Below are 21281 nucleotides of genomic sequence, written 5' to 3' on the forward strand. Positions count from 1 at the left end.
ATGCGATACCAACGTGAATTATATTTTTGGGAGTAAGGGTTATGGCTTTGTGGGGCGGTCGGTTTAGTCAGGCAGCAGATCAGCGTTTTAAACAATTTAATGACTCACTGCGGTTTGATTACCGTCTGGCGGAACAGGACATCGTTGGCTCGATCGGCTGGTCGAAAGCACTGGTGACGGTCAATGTGCTCAGCGAGCAGGAGCAGCAGCAGCTGGAACAGGCGCTGAATGCGCTGCTGGTTGAGGTACAGGCCGATCCTGAGATGATCCTGCAAAGCGATGCAGAAGACATTCACAGCTGGGTTGAACTGCGTCTGATTGAGAAAGTCGGCGATTTAGGTAAAAAGCTGCATACCGGTCGTAGCCGTAACGATCAGGTCGCGACGGATCTGAAACTGTGGTGCAAGGCGCAGATTGCCGAGCTGCTGCTGTCGGTACGCCAGCTGCGTCAGGCGCTGGTTACGACGGCGGAAGCCAATCAGGATGCGGTGATGCCGGGTTACACCCACCTACAGCGCGCACAGCCGGTGACGTTTGCGCACTGGTGTCTGGCCTACCACGAGATGCTGGCACGCGATGAAAGCCGTCTGGAAGATACGCTGAAGCGTCTGGATGTCAGCCCACTGGGCTGCGGTGCGCTGGCAGGAACGGCTTATCCTATCGACCGTGAGCAACTGGCGGGCTGGCTGGGATTTGCCTCGGCCACGCGTAACAGTCTGGATACGGTTTCCGATCGCGATCATGTACTGGAGCTGCTGTCTGATGCTTCGATCGGCATGATCCACCTGTCGCGCTTTGCCGAAGATCTGATCTTCTTCAACAGCGGTGAAGCAGCGTTCGTTGAGCTGTCTGACCGTGTGACATCCGGTTCTTCCCTGATGCCACAGAAGAAAAACCCAGATGCGCTGGAGCTGATTCGCGGTAAATGCGGTCGCGTACAGGGGGCGTTGACCGGCATGATGATGACGCTTAAAGGCCTGCCGTTGGCGTATAACAAAGACATGCAGGAAGACAAAGAAGGGCTGTTTGACGCGCTGGATACCTGGCACGACTGCCTGATGATGGCGGGTCTGGTGCTGGAAGGCATTCAGGTTAAACGTCCGCGCTGTAAAGAAGCGGCCGAGCAAGGCTACGCGAACTCGACAGAGCTGGCGGATTATCTGGTCGCGAAAGGCGTTCCGTTCCGTGAAGCGCACCATATCGTGGGCGAAGCGGTAGTTGAAGCCATTCGTCAGGGCAAAGCATTGGAAGCGTTGCCGCTGGCCGATCTGCAAAAATTCAGCGCCGTGATTGGCGAGGATGTGTACCCGATTCTGGCGTTGCAATCCTGCCTGGATAAGCGTGCGGCACAAGGTGGCGTGTCACCACAGCAGGTTGCTAAAGCGATTAGTGATGCGAAGCAGCGCTTAGCCTAAGTTGCCCTCTTCTGTTTCAGTTCCCCCCAACGTGGTGTTTCGCGTTGGGGGGATTTCTGCGTTACCGATCTGATTCTTCTGCAAATTATCATCTATCCATTTTCATATGGAATGCGGCTCGCATTTTTCTGCTCAACGTCTTCCCCACCGGAATTGTTTCTGGACATCCATACAGTATCATTTTACCTTGACCGACAGCGTGAAAGGCCTGCGGAGGCAAAGTGGATATCAGCATATTTTATGGTTTGGGCGGTAGTGCAGTGGGTCTGTTGGTCGGGTGGTTAATTGCCAGCCTGATTCATCAGCAGAAGCTGTCGCAGCATGACACCGAACAGCGGTTGCTGGCGCAGACATTGCAGCAGGCTCAACAGTCGCTCAGCGAACAGCAGCAGGTAAAGCAGCAGGACGAACAGCGGCTGCGGCAAAACGAGCTGGAACTGCGCACGGTTCACGCTCAGCTCTCTGCCAGCCATGAAAAGCTGCAACAGCTTACTGAACTCCGTGAAGAGTGCGTGCAGTTAAATCAGGAACTGCGAACGCTGCGTGAAATCAACAGCGCGCAGGAAGCGGAGCTGCGGGAAGTCACCATTCGGCTAGAAGAAACCCGTATGGCGGCGGAAGAGAAGCAACGACTGCTGGCGAACAGTGAACAGCGGTTGACGGCGCAGTTTGAGAATCTGGCGAACCGGATTTTTGAACATAGCGGCCGCAAAGTGGATGAACAAAATAAACAGAGTCTGGATAAGCTGCTGATGCCGCTGCGTGAGCAGCTTGATGGGTTCCGCCGTCAGGTGCAGGACAGCTTTGGTGCGGAAGCGCGTGAGCGTCACACGTTGGCGCATGAAATCCGCAATCTGCAACAGCTGAACGCGCAGATGGCACATGAAGCCATCAATCTGACGAAAGCCCTGAAGGGCGACAATAAGACGCAGGGTAACTGGGGGGAAGTGGTGTTAAGCCGCGTGCTCGAAGCCTCCGGCCTGCGCGAAGGCTACGAGTATCAAACTCAGGTCAGCGTGCAAACAGGCACAAATAGCCGCCTGCAACCTGATGTCATCGTGCGTTTACCGCAGGGCAAAGATGTCGTGATCGATGCCAAGATGTCGCTGGTGGCCTACGAGCGCTATTTCAATAGTGACGATGACGCAGAGCGGAGTGTGGCGTTGAACGAACATTTGCTCTCGGTTCGCAGCCATATTCGGCAGTTGAGCAGCAAAGATTATCAGCAGCTTCCGGGTCTGCGTTCGCTAGACTATGTGCTCATGTTTATTCCGGTCGAACCTGCTTTTCTGGTTGCTATCGATCGCCAGCCCGAATTGATCAACGAGGCGTTAAAGCACAATATTATGCTGGTCAGCCCGACCACGCTGCTGGTGGCATTACGCACTATCAATAATTTATGGCGCTATGAACAACAGAGCCGCAATGCACAGCAGATCGCTGAAAAAGCGTCGCGGCTGTACGATAAGCTGCGGTTGTTCGTAGACGACATGGAAGCGCTGGGGCAGAGCCTGGATAAAGCGCAGGGCACTTATCGTCAGGCGATGAATAAACTTTCCTCTGGGCGTGGTAACCTTATTGGCCAGGCTGAGGGGTTCCGTGCGCTGGGCGTAGAAATTAAACGCACGATCAGCCCGTCATTAGCAGAAAAAGCAACGGCCCATGAGCACGCTGAACGCGATGAATTACCGGATTCCGTAGCCCCCGACGCTGTTTCACCAACCGTGAAAACGGAGGGCGAGGAAGGGGAAACCCCCTTCGCTACCCGTAACCTATCCTAAATAATTCGAGTTGCGTGACAAAACGTTAGCGTTTTGAACAACGCAAGGCGTTGGCCCGTTAGGGCGAGGCTCATTTATGCGCCTCGTAGCGCGGCAAGCGCACGAGTCCTCAGGAGCTTACTCAAGTAAGTGACTGAGGTGAGTAAGTGAAGCCAACGCACAAGCAGCTTGAAGTATGACGGATATAAATAGGTATGGATTTCGCGGGCTTGGCACCAGGCTATGTGAAATTAGTGCAGTGGGGTTTTTATACGGGTCTGGTACACTCTCACCATAAATGGGTAGACCCGAAATTTGACTGAAATAGTAGGCGGATAAGATGGCAAGTGAGCAGGAGAAAACGGCCGACTTTGGTTTTCGGACTGTCGCCAGGGATGAAAAAGAAGTCATGGTGGCTGAGGTTTTTCATTCTGTAGCAGCAAAGTATGACTTGATGAATGACCTGATGTCCTTTGGTATCCACCGTGTCTGGAAGCGTTTCACTATCGAATGCAGTGGGGTAAGACGTAACCAGCGTGTTCTGGATCTTGCCGGAGGAACAGGGGATCTGACTGCCAAATTCTCCCGTATGGTTGGCGAAGGTGGTGAAGTCATTCTGGCGGACATCAACGCATCAATGCTGAAAGTGGGCCGCGAAAAACTGCGTAATAAAGGCATTATCGACAACATCAACTACGTGCAGGCCAATGCTGAAGCGCTGCCGTTCCCTGATGACTTCTTCGACTGCATTACTATCTCCTTTGGTCTGCGCAACGTGACGGACAAAAACAAAGCGCTGCGCTCAATGTACCGCGTGCTGAAGCCGGGGGGGCGGTTGCTGGTGCTGGAGTTTTCCAAGCCGATCATTAAACAGCTGAGCACCGTTTATGATGCTTATTCATTCCATATCCTGCCGAGGATTGGCGAAGCCGTGGCGAGTGATGCTGGGAGCTACCGCTATCTGGCGGAATCTATCCGCATGCACCCCGATCAGGAAACGCTGAAAGGGATGATGGTCGATGCCGGTTTTGACAGTGTTAACTATTTCAACCTCACCGGTGGAATCGTTGCGCTGCATCGTGGGTTTAAATTCTGATTGGAAACGCCAATGCTGATAACGTCTTTTCTGACCGCTACGCTGGAAACCGCGCTGAATCAGCTGCTTTTTCACGATACAGTTTCTTGCGATCGCAGCATGAAGTCTGCACGCCAGCGCTTGCAGGGGAAAACACTTCAGATCGAGTTGGCTGAACTGGATGTGCCCTTGGTGCTGGTGTTTAACGAACAGCGGCTGGACGTGATCAGCCAATGGGGCGAGCCTGCGGATTGCTGCCTGAAAACACGCGTGCCGGTTCTGATGAAATTACGCGATCGTCAACAGCTGTCGTCGCTGATGCGCAGCGGCGAGCTGGTGATAGAAGGCGATATTCAAGTCGTTCAACAGTTCATCGTGCTGTTTGATCTGGCAGAGTTCGATCCGGCGGAGTGGTTGTCCCCTTATCTGGGCGATATTGTTGCTCAGGGGCTTACCCAAACGGCACAGAAAACCTTGAGTTTCCTGAGACGGTCATTACATCAGCAGCAACATTTCTTGTCTGAGACGCTAACGGAAGAGTGGCGACTGGCTCCGGGAAAACTGGAAAACGCCTGGTTCCATGAGGAAATTGTTGCACTGGATAAATCCGCCGATACGTTGTCCGAACGGCTGGCGAAGCTGGAGGCTTTACGATGACGCCCAGTGAATTACGCCGCCTTTACAGCATTGTGCGTGTGCTGTTGAGCTATGGTCTGGACGAGCTTATTCCTAAAATGCGACTGACGCTTCCGCTACGTGCGGGTCGTCGTCTGCTGTTCTGGTTACCCAATCGTCACCGCAGTAAGCCTTTAGGGGAACGTCTGCGTTTGGCGCTTCAGGAATTGGGGCCGGTGTGGATTAAGTTCGGACAAATGATGTCTACACGCCGCGATCTGTTCCCGCCCGCTATCGCCGATCAGTTAGCGATGTTGCAGGATAAGGTTGAGCCGTTTGATGGCAAACTGGCGCGCGAACAGATTGAGCTGTCGATGGGCGGAATCCCTCTTGAAGAGTGGTTTGACGATTTTGACATTAAACCGCTGGCCTCTGCCTCGATTGCACAGGTGCATACCGCATGCCTGAAAAGCACGGGAAAAGAGATCGTTATCAAGGTCATCCGCCCGGATATTTTGCCCGTCATCAAGGCGGATATGCGCCTGATGAAACGTCTGGCGGGGTGGTTGCCCCACCTGTTACCGGATGGTCGTCGCCTGCGTCCGCGCGAAGTGGTACTGGAATATGAAAAAACGCTGCTTGATGAGCTGAACTTGCTGCGAGAAGCGGCAAACGCTATCCAGCTGCGGCGTAATTTTGAAAACAGCCCGATGCTGTATGTGCCGGAAGTTTATTCGGATTATTGCAGCGAAAGCATGTTGGTGATGGAGCGAATCTACGGTATTCCTGTTTCTGATGTCGACGCGCTGACAGCCAATGGCACGGATATGAAGCTACTGGCAGAACGCGGCGTTCAGGTCTTCTTCACGCAGGTGTTCCGCGACAGCTTCTTCCACGCAGATATGCATCCCGGCAATATCTTTATCAGCTACGAGCACCCGGAAGATCCGCAATATATTGGTATTGATTGCGGTATCGTCGGCTCGTTGAATAAGGAAGATAAGCGCTATCTGGCTGAGAATTTCATTGCCTTCTTCAACCGTGATTATCGCAAAGTTGCCGAACTGCATGTGGATTCGGGCTGGGTACCTCCAGACACCAATGTTGCAGATTTTGAGTTTGCTATTCGTACGGTCTGTGAGCCGATCTTCGAGAAGCCGTTGGCGGAAATTTCGTTCGGTCATGTATTATTGAATTTGTTTAATACGGCGCGTCGCTTCAATATGGAAGTCCAGCCGCAGTTAGTGCTGCTGCAAAAAACGCTGCTGTATGTTGAAGGCGTGGGTCGGCAGCTTTATCCGCAGCTCGATCTGTGGAAAACCGCCAAGCCGTTTCTGGAAAACTGGCTGAAACAACAGGTCGGTTTGCCTGCGGTTTTCCGTGCGCTCAAAGAAAAGGCGCCGTTCTGGGCTGAAAAATTGCCGGAAGTCCCTGAATTATTTTATGACGGGTTACGTCAGCATAAGATGTTAAAGCAAAGCGTCGATCAGCTGGCCTATGAGTTGAAGACGCAGCAGTCTCGTCAAGGACAGTCACGATATCTTTTGGGTATTGGCGCAACGCTGCTAATCAGTGGTACGTTGTTACTGATCAGCCGTGTTGAAGCCGATATGATTCCTTCGGGGTTGATGGCAGCAGGAATCGTCGCCTGGATTATCGGTTGGCGTCGAACTCGTTGAAGCAGATCATGATGCACGCCAGAATTACCCGATATAATAACGAGAATTCTGTCGTTCCCCTTTTTGAAAAGAGGTAAATGTTATGGGTGGTATTAGTCTCTGGAACCTGTTGATTATCGCAGTCATCGTCATCTTACTGTTCGGAACCAACAAGCTGAGAACGCTGGGTTCGGATCTGGGAGCCTCCATCAAAGGTTTTAAGAAAGCGATGGGTGACGATCAGCCGTCTACTGGTGCAGACAAAACGCAGCCAGATGCCGATTTCTCTACCAAGTCTATCGCTGACAACCAATCAGACGCCAAGCCGGGCGAAACGAAGAGCCAGCATAAAGAGCAGGTGTAATCTGTGTTCGATATCGGTTTTGGTGAATTGCTATTAGTGATGGTTCTCGGCCTGATTGTCCTCGGGCCGGAGCGTTTGCCTGTGGCAGTCAGAACGGTTGCAAGCTGGATCAGGACGCTGCGTTCGCTGGCGTCTACGGTTCAGAATGAGCTGTCGCAGGAGCTGAAACTCCAGGAGTTTCAGGAAAGCCTGAAGAAAGTCGAAAAAGCCAGTTTGCAGAATCTGTCGCCGGAATTGAAAGCCTCAATGGATGAACTCAAAGAGGCGGCAGAAGCGATGAAACGTGGCTATACCGAGCCATTGTCACCGCAGAAATCAGATGATCACCAAAAGTCAGATGATCATAGCGCGTCAGATGGTCATAGTGCGACGGTGGAACCGCAGCGCAACACCCCGCTAAACGATCCGGAAGCGGCCTACGATGGGGTGATCGAAGCGGAAACCGCAGTACGTCCGGCAGTCAGTCAGCCTAAACCTGAAAGCGCTACTGTGGCTGAACATCACCATGATGGCCGCAATGCCACAAGTGATGCTGCTGTCGGTAACGATAATGTCAAACCTGAGCAGTCCCAGTCTTCTGCTGTTTCTGCCCGCCAACCGAGCGATAGTCGTTAGTTTATGGCCGATGAAGATACTCAACCGCTAATTAGCCACCTGATTGAGCTACGCAAGCGGCTATTGAACAGCATCATCTGTGTGCTGGCGGTATTTGTTGTGCTGGTGTACTTTGCCAATGACATTTACCAAGTAGTTTCTGCGCCGCTCATCAAGCAATTGCCTGCGGGTGCCAGCATGATCGCGACTGATGTCGCCTCGCCTTTCTTTACACCGATAAAGCTGACGATGATTGTCTCAGTGTTTGTCGCTGCGCCACTGGTGCTGTATCAGGTGTGGGCGTTTGTGGCTCCTGCTTTGTATAAGCACGAACGTCGCTTAATGATGCCGTTGCTAGTATCCAGCAGCCTGCTGTTTTATTCGGGCATGGCGTTTGCGTACTTTGTGGTGTTCCCGCTGGCGTTTGGTTTTTTTGCGAAAACCGCGCCCGTTGGCGTGTTGATTGCGACAGACATCAATAACTACCTCGATTTTGTTATGGCGCTGTTCATGGCGTTCGGCGTATCGTTTGAGGTGCCCGTTGCCATCGTGCTGCTCTGCTGGAGTGGTGTGGTGACGCCAGAAGATCTGAAGAAAAAACGCCCTTATATTTTGGTGGGCGCATTCGTTGTCGGGATGCTGCTGACGCCGCCGGACGTTTTCTCACAGACGCTACTGGCGATTCCGATGTATCTGCTGTTTGAAATCGGTGTATTCTTCGCGCGGTTTTATGTTGGCAAAGGCCGACGTGCTGAAACGGAAGAGCCATCGCAGTAACGAACGGTTCCCTGCGGCAGGACGGTAAAATGACCTCTCTTTGAGAGGTCTTATTTTTTATTCGCCAGAGTGAGAGTCATGTTTGATATCGGTGTCAATCTAACCAGTTCTCAGTTTGAAAAAGACCGGGAGCAGGTCGTCATCCGGGCAAAGCAAGCGGGTGTCAGTGGCATCTTGATCACCGGAACCAACGCCCAGGAAAGCCATCAGGCCATGTTACTGGCGCAAGCCTATCCCGATTACTGTTGGTCAACGGCGGGTGTTCATCCGCATGATGCCAGCCAATGGAATGACGCCACCGCTGAACAGGTTCATCACATGGCAAGCGCCGCCTGCGTGGTTGCTATTGGCGAATGCGGGTTGGATTTCAACCGTAACTTTTCGACGCCAGAAGAGCAGGAACGGGCATTCAGTGCGCAGCTAGCGATAGCGGCCGAACGATCCATGCCCGTTTTCCTTCATTGCCGTGATGCCCATTCCCGCTTTATCTCTCTGCTGACGCCGTGGTTGAGTCAGTTACCTGCCGCCGTGGTTCACTGCTTTACTGGCAATCGTCATGAGTTGGATGAGTGTCTGGCAGCGGGGCTGATGGTCGGCATTACCGGCTGGGTTTGCGATGAGCGTCGCGGAATTGAGCTGCGTGCCTTATTGCCGCATATTCCTGCCGATCGGCTGTTGGTGGAAACCGATGCACCTTATCTGTTACCCCGGGATTTACGCCCTAAACCGGCCTCCCGCCGTAACGAACCCTGTTATCTGCCTCATATTATTCGCCAGATTGCGGAGTGGCGTGGAGAAGATGCCACATGGTTGGGACAGACAACAGATGAAAATGCCCGCCGGGTTTTCCGGCTGGCCTGATTCAGGAGAATAATGACATGAGCACTGCTTTTCCCGGCACTTTCCCTGGCCGACGTATGCGCCGCATTCGCCGCCATGATTTCAGCCGTCGCCTGGTTGCTGAAAATCAACTGACGGTGAATGATTTGATTTATCCCGTTTTCGTGATGGAAGGGACAAATCATCGTCAGGAAGTTCCCTCCATGCCGGGGGTATACCGGATGACTATCGACGTTCTTCTGAAAGAAGCCGAAGAGATCGCTAAGCTCGGCGTTCCGGTTCTGTCGCTGTTCCCCGTCATTGAAGCGGATAAAAAATCACTCTATGCCGAAGAAGCCTATAACCCGGATGGTCTGGTTCCTCGCACGATCCGCGCGCTGAAAGACGCCGTCCCTGAGCTGGGTTTGCTGACGGATGTGGCGCTCGATCCCTACACCACACACGGGCAGGACGGGATTATCGATGCGGATGGTTATGTGATTAACGACGTCACCAAGGAGATTTTGGTACGTCAGGCGCTGTCCCATGCAGAAGCCGGCGCAGAAATTATTGCGCCTAGCGACATGATGGACGGCCGTATCGGCGCTATTCGTGACACCCTTGAAGCACAAAACCTGATCAATACCCAGATCATGGCGTATTCAGCTAAATATGCATCGTGCTATTACGGGCCTTTCCGTGACGCCGTGGGCTCAGCGGGCAACCTGAAAGGTGGCAACAAGAAAACCTACCAGATGGACCCGGCTAACAGCGATGAAGCTTTGCAAGAAATCGCGCAGGACTTGCAGGAGGGGGCGGATATGGTGATGGTTAAACCGGGTATGCCTTATCTGGACGTGGTGCGTCGCGTCAAAGAGTCGTTCGGCGTGCCGACGTTTGCTTATCAGGTATCTGGCGAATATGCGATGCACATGGCGGCGATTCAGAACGGCTGGTTGCAAGAACAACCGGTAGTGATGGAGTCTCTGCTGTGCTTTAAACGCGCGGGTGCGGATGGTGTGCTGACCTATTTTGCCAAGCGTGTCGCACAGTGGCTGCACGATCAGAATATGCAACGCTAAGTCTGTTCTTATCCGGCGCGGGATAAACGCGCCGGGTAGGGCAAAGAGGCAAGGAGCGTCGGGCTATTTTTTCAAAGGGCTATTTTTTCAAAGGGCTATGTTTTCAAAGGATTAGGCTTTGCGAAACTCGCGGTTATCAATGCTCTGTCTGACCTGTTTGTTCAGCATATTCAGCAACAGCATTGAGCGAGCTTCGCCGTCAGGCTCGGTGTAAATAGCCTGAAGACCAGAGAAAATACCGTCGGTAATGACGACGCTATCGCCAGGCTGTGGCGTCAGTGGGTCAATGATTCCCTGAATCGGGCGAAGTGACAATTCATCGATAACCTGCTGCGGAATGGTCGCGGGCAGCGCACCGAATCGCACAAAGTTACTCACCCCACGCGTCGCGCTGATGGTGGTGGTGTGGATGCGTTCGGGATCGAACTCCACAAACAGGTAGTTCGGGAACAGCGGCTCACACACTTCGGTCCGTTTACCACGAACGATCTTATCCAGCGTGATCATCGGGCTCACGCAGTTGACATCCTGACGTTCCAGATGCTCTTTCGCTCGCAGTAGTTGACCACGTTTACAATACAGTAAGTACCAGGCTTCCATAATTTCGCAGACTTATGATTCCGACGAGCAAGCATAACAAAAGCGAGCACGGATAAAAAATTTTCGGCAGATATTTTTGTTACCACATTTTGGCGTTCGGGTTCTTGATAGTGAGCAGATTCTTACCATAAATAGGCGCTTCGGGAAGCGACAGGTTGGCGAAGAGACTTTATAATAGCCAGAACGATAGACTGCCCCCGATGAATAGCATGAAATACCGTGACTTACGCGAGTTCCTCTCGCTGCTGGAAGAGAGAGGGGAGTTAAAACGCATTACCCAGCCCATCGATCCCTACCTTGAAATGACGGAAATTGCTGACCGAACGCTGCGTGCGGAAGGCCCTGCTCTCCTGTTTGAGAACCCCAAAGGCTATGACATGCCGGTGCTGTGCAATTTATTTGGCACGCCGAAACGTGTTGCGTTGGGCATGGGACAGGAAGAGGTCAGCGCACTGCGCGAGGTGGGCAAGCTGTTGGCGTTTCTGAAAGAGCCGGAACCACCCAAAGGGTTCCGCGATCTGGTGGATAAAATGCCGAAGTTCCGTCAGGTATTGAATATGCCGACGAAGCGTCTGTCTTCTGCGCCGTGTCAGGAACAGATTTGGCAGGGGGATGACGTTGACCTGCGCCGGATTCCGGTGATGCAGTGCTGGCCGGAAGATGCCGCGCCGCTGATTACCTGGGGGCTTACCGTGACGCGCGGGCCGCTTAAAGAGCGGCAGAATCTGGGGATCTATCGTCAGCAGGTGCTGGGTAAAAACAAGCTGATCATGCGCTGGTTATCTCATCGCGGCGGCGCGCTGGATTTTCAGGAATGGTGTCAGGAAAATCCAGGGCAGAGTTTTCCGGTGTCTGTCGCATTGGGCGCTGACCCTGCGACGATCCTCGGTGCGGTGACGCCCGTGCCTGATACGCTATCGGAATATGCCTTTGCGGGGTTGCTGCGTGGGCATAAGACTGAAGTGGTGAAGTGCCTGTCGAACGATTTGGAAGTGCCCGCCAGTGCGGAAATTGTTCTGGAAGGCTATATTGAACCGGGAGAAATGGCGGCGGAAGGGCCGTATGGCGACCATACCGGCTATTACAATGAAGTCGATCACTTCCCGGTTTTCACCGTTACGCATATTACTCAGCGCCAGAATGCCATTTATCACTCGACTTACACCGGCCGGCCACCGGATGAACCTGCTGTTTTGGGCGTGGCGTTGAACGAAGTTTTCGTGCCGATCCTGCAAAAGCAGTTTCCTGAGATTGTCGATTTTTATTTGCCACCGGAGGGTTGCTCTTACCGTCTGGCGGTCGTTACCATGAAGAAACAGTACGCGGGCCATGCTAAACGCGTCATGATGGGTGTGTGGTCTTTTTTACGCCAGTTCATGTATACGAAATTTGTCATTGTCTGCGATGATGACGTTAATGCGCGTGACTGGAACGACGTGATATGGGCGATTACGACGCGTATGGATCCGGCGCGCGATACGGTATTAGTAGAAAATACGCCGATAGATTACCTTGATTTTGCCTCGCCAGTTTCTGGCCTTGGCTCCAAAATGGGTCTGGACGCCACCAATAAATGGCCTGGCGAGACGCAGCGCGAGTGGGGTCACCCCATCAAGAAAGACCCACAGGTTTGTGCCCGCATTGATGAAATATGGGACGAATTGGCCATTTTTAGTGACAGAGAGCCCCGGCGTTAACGGCTGCTGCCCTGTTCTCAGTTTTGCTTTTATGACCCTATAGAGGGAATGCATGACAACATTGAGCTGTAAAGTGACTTCGGTCGAAGCCATAACCGATACGGTTTATCGCGTTCGTTTGTTACCTGAAGCGCCGTTTTCCTTTCGGGCTGGCCAGTATTTGATGGTAGTGATGGGCGATCGAGATAAACGTCCTTTTTCACTGGCATCGACCCCGATGGATAAAAACTTTATTGAATTGCACATTGGGGCGTCCGAACTGAATCTTTACGCGATGGCGGTGATGGAACGCATTCACAAGGAAAAAACCCTGACGGTCGATATCCCGCATGGCGAAGCCTGGCTGCGAGAAGAGAGTACGCGTCCGCTGGTGTTGATTGCGGGTGGAACCGGATTTTCGTATGTGCGTTCTATCCTGCTGACCGCGCTGGCGCAGCAACCTGAGCGCGATATCGCTATTTACTGGGGTGGACGTGAATCCCAGCATTTGTATGACTTAATCGAGCTTGAAGGCTTTGCGGCTAAGCACCCCAATCTGCGGGTGGTGCCAGTCGTCGAACAGCCAGAAGAGGGATGGGATGGCAGAACGGGCACCGTTCTGAGCGCGGTATTGCAGGACTACGGCTCACTGGCAGAGCAGGATATCTATATTGCTGGTCGCTTTGAAATGGCGAAAATTGCCCGTGAACGTTTTTGTAACGAGCGCGGTGCGCTGACAGCGCATATGTTCAGCGACGCATTTTCGTTTATTTAAAGCAGTTAAGGCATAAGCAAGTAAAAATGAAAATCCCACGGCTGTGGGATTTTTGGTTTCTGGCTGTTCTCTGACAGAGCTTTCCTGTGTTTAGACGCGCTCAAACACGGTCGCAATACCCTGTCCCAGCCCGATGCACATCGTCGCCACGCCAAACTGAGCATTGCGACTTTCCATCAGATTAATCAACGTGGTAGAGATGCGTGCGCCTGAGCAGCCGAGCGGGTGACCTAGCGCAATCGCGCCGCCATTGAGATTGACCTTTTCATCCAACTGTTCCAGCAGCCCCAGATCTTTAATGCAGGGTAGCGTCTGAGCGGCGAATGCTTCATTCAGTTCAAAGATGCCGATATCGGCCAGACTGAGCCCTGCTCGTTTCAACGCCAATTTAGTCGCGGGGACGGGGCCGTAACCCATAATCGAAGGATCGCAGCCAACCACGGCCATTGCCCGAATGCGGGCTCGTATCGGTAAACCTAATGATGCCGCGCGGGATTCGCTCATGATCAACATGGCTGCTGCGCCATCGGACAGCGCCGAGGATGACGCGGCTGTCACCGTACCGTTAACGGGATCGAATGCCGGTTTGAGTGCGGCAAGGCTATCGACGGTGGTGTCTGGGCGAATGACCTCATCATAATCGAAGCGTTGCAGCACGCCGTCTGCATCATGGCCCGCCGTGGGGATAATTTCACGACGAAACGCTCCTGACTGGGTGGCGCTGTGGGCGCGCTGGTGCGAACGTGCGGCGAACTGATCCTGCATCTCACGGCTAATATTGTGCATACGCCCCAGCATCTCGGCCGTGAGCCCCATCATACCCGCCGCTTTAGCTATGGTGCGGCTCAGCCCCGGATGAAAATCGACGCCATGATTCATCGGCACATGTCCCATATGCTCGACGCCGCCAATTAAGCAGACATTCGCGTCGCCAACCATAATGGCACGGGCCGCATCGTGGAGCGCCTGCATGGAGGAGCCGCACAGTCGGTTAACCGTGGTCGCGGGGACATTCATCGGGATTTCTGCCAGCAAAGCAGCATTGCGGGCGACGTTGAAGCCTTGCTCCAGCGTCTGTTGCACACATCCCCAATAGATATCGTCGATCTCACGGGCATCCAGCGCTGCGTTACGGCTCAATAGGCTACGCATCAGGTGTGCGGACAGGTCTTCGGCTCTCACTTGGCGGAAAGCGCCGCCTTTGGAGCGACCCATCGGCGTGCGTACGGCATCAACAATCACTACCTTTTCCATATTTCCTGCCCTCATGCCGGTTGGCCGTAAGAAACGCCCGCGTGTGGCGCGACCGATGGGTAATAGCCTTCATCACTTTTGGCTTTTTGCTGCAAGCCGTCAGGCACCTGATAGATTGCACCGAGGTGCGCCAATTGTTGCGCCATCTCGACGTAGTGTTCGCTGCCCAATGTATCCAGATAGCGGCAAGCGCCACCGTGGAAGGGAGGGAAACCTAACCCGTATACCAGCGCCATGTCCGCTTCGGCGGGGCTGGCGACGATACCTTCTTCCAGACAGCGCGCGACTTCATTAATCATCGGGATCATCATGCGAGCGATAATCTCTTCTGCACTGAACGCTTTTTTCGGCTGGCTGATGTCCTTAAGCAGTGTTTCGACAGCCTCATCCTGTTCTTTACGCAACTTCCCCTTGCCATCGGTTTGATAACGGTAGAAGCCGTGACCATTCTTCTGTCCGAAGCGCTGGTGTTCAAACAGCACATCAATCGCATCGCGATAATCTTTCGCCATGCGCTGTGGGAAGCCTTCAGCCATCACTGCCTGAGCATGGTGAGCGGTATCAATACCGACAACGTCCAGCAGATAGGCTGGGCCCATCGGCCAACCGAATTTTTTCTCCATGACGTTATCGATCTCACGGAAATCGGCACCGTCTCTGAGCAATAAGCTGAATGCAGCAAAGTAAGGGAATAGCACCCGATTCACGAAGAACCCAGGGCAGTCGTTCACGACAATCGGCGTTTTACCCATCTTGCTGGCGTAAGCGACCACGCTAGCGATGGTGCTGTCGCTGGTTTTGGGGCCGCGAATAATTTCGACCAGTGGCATGCGGTGTACCGGGTTGAAGAAGTGCATCCCGCAGAAGTTTTGTGGCCGTTTTAGCGACGCGGCCAGTGAAGCAATCGGGATGGTTGAGGTATTCGAAGCCAGAATCGTCTTCTCGCTCACGTGCGATTCGGTTTCTGCCAACACGCTGGCTTTTATTTTCGGGTTCTCAACCACGGCTTCAACGACGATGTCGGTGCGCTCGAACCCAGCATAATCCAGCGTTGGATGAATGCTCGCCAGAATCGTTGCCATTTTCATTCCGTCCAGCTTGCCGCGCTCCATCTGCTTATTCAGCAGCTTGGCTGCCTCATTCATCCCCAGCGCGAGCGGCTTCTCATTGATATCTTTCATGCGAATCGGCACGCCTTTGAACGCGGATTGATAGGCAATGCCGCCACCCATAATGCCTGCGCCTAGCACGGCGGCCTGCTGCGGCACGGATGTCTCGCCAATCAGTTTCTTTGCCTTGCCTTTAACATACTGATCGTTGAGGAAAATGCCGACGAGTGCGCGAGCTTCATTTGAACGCGCCAGTTGAACGAAATGCTGCGTTTCGAGCTGCAATGCGTCATCGCGCGTCATAGTTGCGGCGGCTTCGATGGTTTTTACCGCTAGCATCGGTGCGGGATAGTGTTTGCCAGCGGTTTGCAGCACCATCGCTTTGGCGGTGGTAAAGCTCATCATGGCTTCAATCTTATTTAGCTTCAGCGGGTCAAGTTTCGGACGTCGGTAAGCCTGCCAGTCCAGTGAGCCGTTAATCGCCTGTTTTAACATCTTGATGGCAGCGGGAACCAGCTTGTCATTGGCGACAACGGCCTGCACGAGTCCCACTTTTAAGGCATCGGCTGCGCTGATATCTTTACCTGCGGCGATGATCTCCAGTGCGCTGTCGGCGCCCAACAGGCGTGGTAGCCTAACCGTGCCGCCAAAGCCTGGCATAATCCCCAGTTTGGTCTCAGGCAGCCCGATGCGTGCATCCGCCGTCGCTAAACGAAAATCGGTCGCCAGCACACATTCACACCCGCCGCCCAACGCATAGCTATTGATTGCGGACAGTGTGGGAACGGGTAAATCTTCAAGGCGGCTGAAAATGCGGTTGGCGAAGACAAGCCATTCATGCAGCTTTTCTGCTGGCGCGGCAAAAAGAGAAAGGAATTCCGTGATATCGGCACCGACAATAAATGCAGGTTTGTCAGAACGTAGCAGTAAGCCCTTCAAATTCGGCTGTTCCGCCAGAACGTCCAGCGCCTTACCCAGGCTGGCAACCGTGCGGGTATCTAGCTTGTTTACGGAGCCAGGGGCAGAAAATACCAGCTCGACAATGCCGTCCTCAAGCCAGTTAAGGTAGAGGGATTCACCTTGATAAAGCATGTTCATCTCCGCTGTTTGTGTGAGTGATCTGGTATGACCAGATAATCGAATTGTGGTTTTAATGTTAATTTTTTGCAAACGAGAGATTAATTTTTTGCCGAATCGATCACAAAGCACCGGACGCTGCCCTTGGAGAATGCCTGTGTTAAAATGGAGGGATCATGTCGTGACGTACAAGGATACTCATGGAAAAGCTGGCTTCTTTATATCATCACCATCTGGCTACGCTGCAAACGCGTGCTCAGGCGGTTTTAGCGCGCCATCAGCTTGACGCATTACTGATTCACTCTGGTGAACTGTTGACCGTTTTTCTGGACGATCACGACTATCCTTTCAAAGTTAATCCGCAGTTTAAAGCGTGGGTGCCCGTCACGCAGGTGCCGAACTGCTGGCTCTGGGTTGACGGCGTTAACCCGCCGAAGCTGTGGTTCTACTCGCCAGTCGATTACTGGCATAACGTTGCGCCAGTCCCCGAGAGCTTCTGGACTGAAGAGATTGAGATTACCGTGCTACGGAATGCCAATGATATCGGGCAACTGCTTCCATCGCAGCGTGAGCGTGTTGCCTATATCGGCTACGCCCCGCAGCGTGCGCAGGATTTGGGCATTCGTGCGGATAATATCAATCCTCAGGGTGTGCTGGATTATCTGCACTATCATCGCGCTTACAAAACAGATTACGAATTGGCCTGCATGCGTGAAGCGCAGAAGACCGCGGTTATCGGTCATCGTGCCGCGCATGAAGCATTTCTGTCCGGGATGAGCGAATTCGATATTAATCTGGCGTATCTGACGGCCACTGGTCATCGTGATATCGATGTCCCTTACGGCAATATCATCGCGCTCAATGAACACGCTGCGGTGTTGCATTATACCCAGCTCGATCATCAGGTGCCTTCCGATGTCCGCAGTTTCCTGATTGATGCAGGGGCTGAATATAACGGCTATGCCGCCGATCTTACGCGTACCTATTCCGCACAGAGCGATGGCGCGTTTGCCCTGCTGATTAAAGATCTCAATCAGGAAATGCTTTCATTGATTGATACCGTTCAGGCGGGAGTGCGTTATACCGATTACCATATTCAGATGCATCAGCGGATTGCGAAGCTGCTGAAATCGCATCAACTGGTGCGGGATATCAGCGAAGAAGCCATGGTGGAGCAGGGACTCACGTCGCCTTTCCTGCCACACGGTCTTGGTCATCCGCTGGGCTTGCAGGTGCATGATGTCGCCGGATTTATGCAAGACGATCGCGGCACACATCTGGCGGCGCCGTCGCAGCATCCTTACCTGCGTTGCACCCGTGTGCTTGAACCTGGCATGGTCATGACGATCGAGCCGGGAATCTATTTCATCGAATCCTTGCTTGCTCCGTGGCGTGAGGGCGAATTGAGTCAGCACTTTGACTGGCAAAAAATCGAGGCGTTGAAACCGTTTGGCGGTATCCGTATCGAAGATAATATTGTCATTCATGAAGGGCGCGTGGAGAACATGACGCGCGACCTGAATCTAGCCTGATGCAAGCGTATCCCGTTCCTGCTGCGCCCGTGAGTTTCAGCGAGGAAATCAAGAAAAGCCGCTTTACGACGATCCTGGCGGCGACGCCGGGAATCGACGCGGCCAAAGCGTTTATCCAGCACGTCAGGGAAGAGCATGCCTCGGCGGGGCATCACTGCTGGGCGTTTGTTGCAGGTGCACCCGACGATTCCCAGCAGCTTGGTTTTTCTGACGATGGCGAGCCATCCGGCACGGCGGGCAAACCGATGCTGTCGCAACTGATGGGGAGCGGTATCGGTGAGATTACGGCTGTGGTGGTACGTTACTATGGCGGAATCCCGCTGGGCACTGGCGGGCTGGTGAAGGCTTATGGCGGTGGTGTTCAGCAAGCGCTGAAACTGATATCGCTACAAGAGAAAGTATTGCAAAAAGAGTATGGCTTACACTGTGATTATGTGCTGTTACCTCAGGTTGAATCACTGATCTTCCAGCTTGGTGGGAAAGTGCTGCATAGTGAATATGGCGTGGAAGTTGTATTGCGGTTCTCTATCCCCGTTAGGGGAACCGAAGAAGCGGCAACGAAATTGCGTGATTTAAGTCGCGGTGCGTTGCATTTATTGCCGGTTCCATAATAATCCCAGCGCTTTTTATGAATCATTAAGGAATTCCCTGCGATGCACTTGCGCGCCATAACCCGTATTGTCGGCCAGTTGGTTATCCTTTTTTCCGGGACGATGGTTATTCCCGGACTGGTGGCGTTAATTTACCGCGATGGCGCGGGCCGGGCGTTTACGCAGACATTTATTGTCGCGCTGGCGATTGGCATCATGCTGTGGCTACCAAACCGAAAACAGAAGCATGAACTGAAATCTCGTGAAGGATTCCTGATCGTAGTCCTCTTCTGGACGGTGCTGGGTAGCGTCGGTGCGCTGCCTTTCCTGTTTGCTGAACATCCTAATCTGGGCGTAACGGATGCTTTTTTCGAATCGTTCTCTGGGTTAACGACAACGGGTGCCACCACGCTGGTCGGGCTGGATTCACTGCCTAAAGCCATCCTGTTTTATCGACAAATGCTGCAATGGTTTGGCGGGATGGGGATCATCGTACTCGCCGTTGCTATCCTGCCGATTCTTGGTGTTGGTGGGATGCAGCTTTATCGCGCGGAGATGCCGGGGCCGCTGAAGGAAAACAAAATGCGCCCGCGTATTGCCGATACGGCAAAAACGCTGTGGCTGATTTATCTCTTACTTACGATTGCCTGTGCCGTCGCGCTTTGGCTGGCTGGCATGCCGGTATTCGATGCGATTGGCCACAGCTTCTCTACGGTGTCTGTCGGCGGGTTCTCTACTCATGATGCGAGTATCGGCTACTTTAATAGCCCAACGATCAACACCATCATCGCGATATTCCTGCTGATTTCTGGCTGTAACTTTGGTTTGCACTTTGCTCTGCTGAGTGGTCGCAGCCTGAAGGTATACTGGCGTGACCCAGAATTCCGCATGTTCATTTTTGTTCAACTGTCGCTGGTGGCCGTGTGTACGATTGTCCTGTGGTTCCATCACGTGTATGACAGTGGGATGCAGACGATCAATCAGGCATTCTTCCAGGTTGTCTCGATGGCGACAACGGCAGGGTTTACCACGGATAGCATTGCATCGTGGCCGCTTTTTCTGCCGGTTTTGCTTCTGTGTTCCGCGTTTATTGGCGGGTGTGCGGGCTCAACCGGGGGCGGCTTGAAAGTTATTCGTATCCTGCTGCTTTTCCTGCAAGGATCGCGTGAGCTCAAGCGTTTAGTGCATCCGAATGCGGTTTACACGATCAAGCTGGGGCACCGCGCGTTGCCGGAGCGCATCCTTGAAGCCGTATGGGGATTCTTTTCCGCGTATGCGCTGGTTTTTATTGTCAGCATGCTGGCCGTCATTGCGACAGGCGTTGATGATTTCTCCGCGTTTGCGGCGGTCGCCGCCACATTGAATAATCTGGGGCCGGGTTTGGGTGTCGTCGCGGAGAATTTTACGTCGATGAATGATACGGCGAAATGGATTCTGATACTGACAATGCTGTTTGGTCGTTTGGAAGTCTTCACGCTTTTAGTGCTGTTTACGCCAACCTTCTGGCGGGAATAGTCCCCATAAGGATAAAGAACAATGAAAGCTTTGATCGTGTTTTCGAGTCGGGATGGGCAAACAAGAGCGATTGCCTCCTCTATTGCAAATACGCTGAAAGGAACCTTGGAGTGCGATGTTGTTAACGTACTCAATGCGAATGATATCGATCTGAGCCAATACGATCGGGTCCTGATTGGGGCGTCGATTCGGTACGGGCGTTTTCATCCAGCGGTAAATCAATTTATCCATAAGCATCTGACTTCTCTGCAACAGCTACCCAGCGCATTCTTCTCAGTGAACCTCACTGCGCGTAAGCCAGAAAAGCGCACAATACAAACCAATGCCTATACGCGTAAGTTCCTGCTGAATTCACCCTGGCAGCCGGATTTGTGCTGCGTGTTCGCTGGCGCCCTGCGTTATCCACGCTACCGCTGGTTTGATCGGATAATGATTCAACTCATTATGCGTATCACTGGGGGTGAAACGGATAGCACTAAAGAGATTGAATACACAGACTGGCAGCAGGTTGCCCGTTTTGCACAGGATTTCGCTCAATTAGCGGCGAAAAATCCGGCATAACGGCGTCTTTTACTTCGCTTTGCTGAAAAAATCCCCACTCGGTAATTTTTTTGCATTTAGCACTTGTCAGTGGCCGAGAAGTCCCTATAATGCGCCTCCACTGACACGGCAACAGCGACACGCAGTTGTGGTGACAGGGAAAAAGATTCAACGAAGGCAGTCAGTAATGACTTGACTTCACAGCGGAAAAGCATAGTATATGCAGCCCGCGCCACCGATGAAGTGGCACTGCTCTTTAACAATTTAATCAGACAATCTGTGTGGGCACTCACAAGACCGTATCTTAACGATATAAAAAAGTCTTGAAGAGTGAACAACAGTAAAATTCATTACGAATGAACAGTTACTAATTCTTTGAGCATCGCTGACGAGTTCAGCAAATCAAACAAATCTTAAATTGAAGAGTTTGATCATGGCTCAGATTGAACGCTGG

19 protein-coding genes are annotated in these 21281 nt (G+C 52.8%); 16 read left to right on the forward strand and 3 right to left on the reverse strand.

All coding sequences use genetic code 11. The features are described 5' to 3' along the window. Positions 1-41 precede the first annotated feature (41 nt). The 10 genes from argH (at position 42) to hemB (ending at position 10159) form a co-directional block, all read left to right on the forward strand. Positions 42-1415 (forward strand): argininosuccinate lyase, encoded by a 1374-nt coding sequence (argH, locus tag BUB06_RS17730; protein WP_039474646.1) that lies wholly within the window; start codon positions 42-44, stop codon positions 1413-1415. Between the two features lie 221 nt (positions 1416-1636). Continuing rightward, on the forward strand, positions 1637-3196 hold the full coding sequence (gene rmuC / locus BUB06_RS17735; RefSeq protein ID WP_039474648.1) for a DNA recombination protein RmuC: 1560 nt from the start codon (positions 1637-1639) through the stop codon (positions 3194-3196). 319 nt (positions 3197-3515) lie between these two features. After that, on the forward strand, positions 3516-4271 hold the full coding sequence (gene ubiE / locus BUB06_RS17740; RefSeq protein ID WP_010298645.1) for a bifunctional demethylmenaquinone methyltransferase/2-methoxy-6-polyprenyl-1,4-benzoquinol methylase UbiE: 756 nt from the start codon (positions 3516-3518) through the stop codon (positions 4269-4271). A 12-nt stretch (positions 4272-4283) separates the two neighbouring features. Then, the gene (gene ubiJ, locus BUB06_RS17745) at positions 4284-4907 is read left to right on the forward strand and encodes a ubiquinone biosynthesis protein UbiJ (protein ID WP_039474649.1); all 624 of its coding nucleotides are present in this window, start codon (positions 4284-4286) and stop codon (positions 4905-4907) included. Continuing rightward, on the forward strand, positions 4904-6544 hold the full coding sequence (ubiB, locus tag BUB06_RS17750; RefSeq protein ID WP_010298649.1) for a ubiquinone biosynthesis regulatory protein kinase UbiB: 1641 nt from the start codon (positions 4904-4906) through the stop codon (positions 6542-6544). Before ubiJ ends, ubiB begins: the two co-directional genes overlap by 4 nt. An 82-nt stretch (positions 6545-6626) precedes the next feature. Continuing rightward, positions 6627-6887: a Sec-independent protein translocase subunit TatA gene (gene tatA / locus BUB06_RS17755; protein ID WP_010298651.1), complete on the forward strand. Its 261-nt coding sequence runs from the start codon at positions 6627-6629 to the stop codon at positions 6885-6887. A gap of 3 nt (positions 6888-6890) precedes the next feature. Beyond that, positions 6891-7502, forward strand: coding sequence for a Sec-independent protein translocase protein TatB (gene tatB / locus BUB06_RS17760; protein WP_010298653.1), 612 nt, complete (start codon positions 6891-6893; stop codon positions 7500-7502). Between the two features lie 3 nt (positions 7503-7505). Further along, entirely contained in the window at positions 7506-8258 is a 753-nt protein-coding gene (tatC, locus tag BUB06_RS17765) for a Sec-independent protein translocase subunit TatC (protein ID WP_010298656.1), read from the forward strand. Positions 8259-8336: 78 nt separating this feature from the next. Beyond that, positions 8337-9119, forward strand: coding sequence for a 3'-5' ssDNA/RNA exonuclease TatD (gene tatD / locus BUB06_RS17770; RefSeq protein WP_039474651.1), 783 nt, complete (start codon positions 8337-8339; stop codon positions 9117-9119). Positions 9120-9136: 17 nt separating this feature from the next. After that, positions 9137-10159 (forward strand): porphobilinogen synthase, encoded by a 1023-nt coding sequence (gene hemB / locus BUB06_RS17775; RefSeq protein WP_010298659.1) that lies wholly within the window; start codon positions 9137-9139, stop codon positions 10157-10159. Positions 10160-10270: 111 nt separating this feature from the next. Here hemB and rfaH read toward each other — a convergent pair whose 3' ends face one another. Beyond that, positions 10271-10759, reverse strand: coding sequence for a transcription/translation regulatory transformer protein RfaH (gene rfaH, locus BUB06_RS17780; protein WP_039474653.1), 489 nt, complete (start codon positions 10757-10759; stop codon positions 10271-10273). Positions 10760-10959: 200 nt separating this feature from the next. Between rfaH and ubiD the strand changes: the two genes are divergently transcribed. Both ubiD and fre read left to right on the forward strand, forming a co-directional pair. Next, positions 10960-12456, forward strand: coding sequence for a 4-hydroxy-3-polyprenylbenzoate decarboxylase (gene ubiD / locus BUB06_RS17785; RefSeq protein ID WP_039474657.1), 1497 nt, complete (start codon positions 10960-10962; stop codon positions 12454-12456). Positions 12457-12508: 52 nt separating this feature from the next. After that, entirely contained in the window at positions 12509-13210 is a 702-nt protein-coding gene (gene fre / locus BUB06_RS17790; protein ID WP_039474660.1) for an NAD(P)H-flavin reductase, read from the forward strand. Positions 13211-13300: 90 nt separating this feature from the next. Here fre and fadA read toward each other — a convergent pair whose 3' ends face one another. Continuing rightward, positions 13301-14464, reverse strand: coding sequence for an acetyl-CoA C-acyltransferase FadA (fadA, locus tag BUB06_RS17795; protein ID WP_039474662.1), 1164 nt, complete (start codon positions 14462-14464; stop codon positions 13301-13303). 11 nt (positions 14465-14475) lie between these two features. Then, positions 14476-16665, reverse strand: coding sequence for a fatty acid oxidation complex subunit alpha FadB (fadB, locus tag BUB06_RS17800; RefSeq protein WP_039474665.1), 2190 nt, complete (start codon positions 16663-16665; stop codon positions 14476-14478). 185 nt (positions 16666-16850) lie between these two features. Between fadB and pepQ the strand changes: the two genes are divergently transcribed. From pepQ to hemG, 4 genes are read left to right on the forward strand one after another with little or no spacing between them, the layout of a single operon-like run. After that, positions 16851-18182, forward strand: coding sequence for a Xaa-Pro dipeptidase (gene pepQ, locus BUB06_RS17805; RefSeq protein WP_039474668.1), 1332 nt, complete (start codon positions 16851-16853; stop codon positions 18180-18182). Further along, on the forward strand, positions 18182-18793 hold the full coding sequence (locus BUB06_RS17810; protein WP_039474670.1) for an IMPACT family protein: 612 nt from the start codon (positions 18182-18184) through the stop codon (positions 18791-18793). Before pepQ ends, BUB06_RS17810 begins: the two co-directional genes overlap by 1 nt. A 42-nt stretch (positions 18794-18835) precedes the next feature. Further along, positions 18836-20287 carry a Trk system potassium transporter TrkH gene (gene trkH, locus BUB06_RS17815; RefSeq protein WP_010298674.1) on the forward strand — a complete coding sequence of 484 codons (1452 nt, stop codon included), beginning with the start codon at positions 18836-18838 and terminating at the stop codon, positions 20285-20287. A gap of 21 nt (positions 20288-20308) precedes the next feature. Next, a complete protein-coding gene (gene hemG, locus BUB06_RS17820; protein WP_039474672.1) occupies positions 20309-20848 on the forward strand; it encodes a menaquinone-dependent protoporphyrinogen IX dehydrogenase in 540 nt (179 codons plus the stop codon). Positions 20849-21281: the final 433 nt, after the last annotated feature.

Origin of the sequence: Pectobacterium carotovorum (assembly GCF_900129615.1) — a bacterium.
Lineage (GTDB): Bacteria > Pseudomonadota > Gammaproteobacteria > Enterobacterales > Enterobacteriaceae > Pectobacterium > Pectobacterium carotovorum.

Coding starts and splice junctions, on each gene's coding strand:
- BUB06_RS17810 (WP_039474670.1), top strand. CDS start 18,182: ATGCAAGCGTATCCCGTTCCTGCTGCGCCCGTGAGTTTCAGCGAGGAA.
- tatA (WP_010298651.1), top strand. CDS start 6,627: ATGGGTGGTATTAGTCTCTGGAACCTGTTGATTATCGCAGTCATCGTC.
- hemG (WP_039474672.1), top strand. CDS start 20,309: ATGAAAGCTTTGATCGTGTTTTCGAGTCGGGATGGGCAAACAAGAGCG.
- ubiB (WP_010298649.1), top strand. CDS start 4,904: ATGACGCCCAGTGAATTACGCCGCCTTTACAGCATTGTGCGTGTGCTG.
- tatD (WP_039474651.1), top strand. CDS start 8,337: ATGTTTGATATCGGTGTCAATCTAACCAGTTCTCAGTTTGAAAAAGAC.
- fadA (WP_039474662.1), bottom strand. CDS start 14,464: ATGGAAAAGGTAGTGATTGTTGATGCCGTACGCACGCCGATGGGTCGC.
- trkH (WP_010298674.1), top strand. CDS start 18,836: ATGCACTTGCGCGCCATAACCCGTATTGTCGGCCAGTTGGTTATCCTT.
- pepQ (WP_039474668.1), top strand. CDS start 16,851: ATGGAAAAGCTGGCTTCTTTATATCATCACCATCTGGCTACGCTGCAA.
- fadB (WP_039474665.1), bottom strand. CDS start 16,665: ATGCTTTATCAAGGTGAATCCCTCTACCTTAACTGGCTTGAGGACGGC.
- tatC (WP_010298656.1), top strand. CDS start 7,506: ATGGCCGATGAAGATACTCAACCGCTAATTAGCCACCTGATTGAGCTA.
- rfaH (WP_039474653.1), bottom strand. CDS start 10,759: ATGGAAGCCTGGTACTTACTGTATTGTAAACGTGGTCAACTACTGCGA.
- ubiE (WP_010298645.1), top strand. CDS start 3,516: ATGGCAAGTGAGCAGGAGAAAACGGCCGACTTTGGTTTTCGGACTGTC.
- ubiD (WP_039474657.1), top strand. CDS start 10,960: ATGAATAGCATGAAATACCGTGACTTACGCGAGTTCCTCTCGCTGCTG.
- argH (WP_039474646.1), top strand. CDS start 42: ATGGCTTTGTGGGGCGGTCGGTTTAGTCAGGCAGCAGATCAGCGTTTT.
- ubiJ (WP_039474649.1), top strand. CDS start 4,284: ATGCTGATAACGTCTTTTCTGACCGCTACGCTGGAAACCGCGCTGAAT.
- hemB (WP_010298659.1), top strand. CDS start 9,137: ATGAGCACTGCTTTTCCCGGCACTTTCCCTGGCCGACGTATGCGCCGC.
- fre (WP_039474660.1), top strand. CDS start 12,509: ATGACAACATTGAGCTGTAAAGTGACTTCGGTCGAAGCCATAACCGAT.